The organism is Methylobacterium sp. J-059 (genome assembly GCF_022829485.1).
In the GTDB taxonomy this organism is placed as follows: domain Bacteria; phylum Pseudomonadota; class Alphaproteobacteria; order Rhizobiales; family Beijerinckiaceae; genus Methylobacterium.
Genome location: NZ_JAKSYA010000180.1, coordinates 1 through 1659, shown reverse-complemented (window position 1 = coordinate 1659; position 1659 = coordinate 1). Strand labels below are relative to the sequence as shown.

Annotated in this window: 1 protein-coding gene; it reads left to right on the top strand. The window is 67.5% G+C overall.

The genetic code is table 11. The features are described 5' to 3' along the window. Positions 1–133: 133 nt before the first annotated feature. The coding region (locus tag MKK55_RS27640; protein ID WP_243938862.1) for a porin at positions 134–1659 on the top strand (1526 nt) is incomplete at its 3' end.

Genomic DNA, 1659 nt, shown 5'->3' with positions numbered 1-1659 from the left:
GGCACTGGGGGCATCGCAAAAGCGGGCCCGATGAGCCCGCACCAAAAAGCGGGCCGCAAAACAAGGTGTGACGCGATCGGCCCCGGCCCCGCGACCACACGATCCTCGGGTCTCGAAGCTTTTGGAGATATCTATGACGCTCTTGAAGAGCACCCTGCTCGCTTCGGCCGCCGGCTTCGCCGCCGTCGCCGGCGCCCAGGCTGCCGATTTGCCGGTCAAGAAGGCCGCCCCCATCGAGTACGTCCGCGTCTGCTCCGCCTACGGCGCCGGCTTCTTCTACATTCCCGGCACCGACACCTGCCTCCGCCTTTCGGGTCGCGCCCGCTTCGACGCTGCCTACCAGCCGTCGTACTCGCGCCAGAACGGTTCGCAGAACGGTGACACCACCGGCTACCGCACCCGCCTGCGCATCAACCTCGACGCCCGCACCCAGACCGCCTACGGCACCCTTCGCGCCTTCGTGCGCCTGGAAGCCGGCAGCGGCTCCGGCTATTCCGGTCTCGGCACCTCGGGCACGAACCAGCGCATCGGCAACGCCTACCCGGGTCTCGGCGTCGACAGCTTCGGCCGGCTGCAGCAGTACGTGAACGCCGACAAGGCCTTCATCCAGTTCGCGGGCTTCACCGCCGGTCGCGCCTCGTCGTTCTTCGACTTCTACGCTCACGACTTCGAGCTGGCCGGCGCCACCGCCGGCTCCGACGTGTCCTCGACCAACCTGATCGCCTACACCGCGACGCTGGGCAACGGCTTCTCGGCGACGATCTCGGCCGAAGATCCGACCTTCCGCCGCTCGCCGATCTTCTCGCCGACCACCAACTCCGCGAACGCCACGCTCAACACGGCCGCGGCCGTGTTCGCGCAGAACAACTCGCCGATCCCGGTGTTCATCGGCTACAACGCTGCTGGAGCCGCGGCCCGCTACAGCTTCGTCGATGGCATCGAGCGCAACCGGATGCCCGACTTCGTCGGCGCCCTGCGCTACGATGCGGCCTGGGGCTCCGCCCAGCTCACCGCCGCGGTGCACGAGCTGAACGTCGGCAACGTCGCCAACGGCGCCGGTACCGCCGTCGGCGCAGGTGTCATCTCCAACGTCAGCATCCCCCACACCAGCAACGACTACGGCTACGCGGTCCAGGGCGGCGTGAAGGTCAACCTGCCGTTCATCTCCCCCGGTGATACCCTCTACCTGCAGGGCGCCTACGGCGTCGGCGCGCAGATGTACACCGGCTACTCCTCGTACACCGGCTCGTACACCCAGAGCACGACCACGATCCAGGGTCAGAAGTTCGCGCAGTACTTCTCCGACGCGACGATCAACCCCTACACCGGCCAGATGTCGAAGTCCGACAGCTTCACCGTGGTCGGCTCGTACCTGCACTACTGGTCGCCTGAGCTGCGTTCGGCCGCCTTCGGCTCCTACGGCGAGCAGAGCTTCTCGGCCGGCGCCCGCGCCGGTCAGGGCGATGCGTTCACGCTCACCGGTGGTACCGGCTTCGGTGCGAACTCGGTCGGCACGCCCGGCACCCGGTTCTACCAGCTCAGCCAGGCGCTTCGCGACACCTACCAGTTCGTCGCCGGCGCGAGCCTGATCTGGTCGCCGGTGAAGGACCTCGATATCGGTGTGGAAGGCCTCTACACCCAGATCGGCGTCAAGAACGG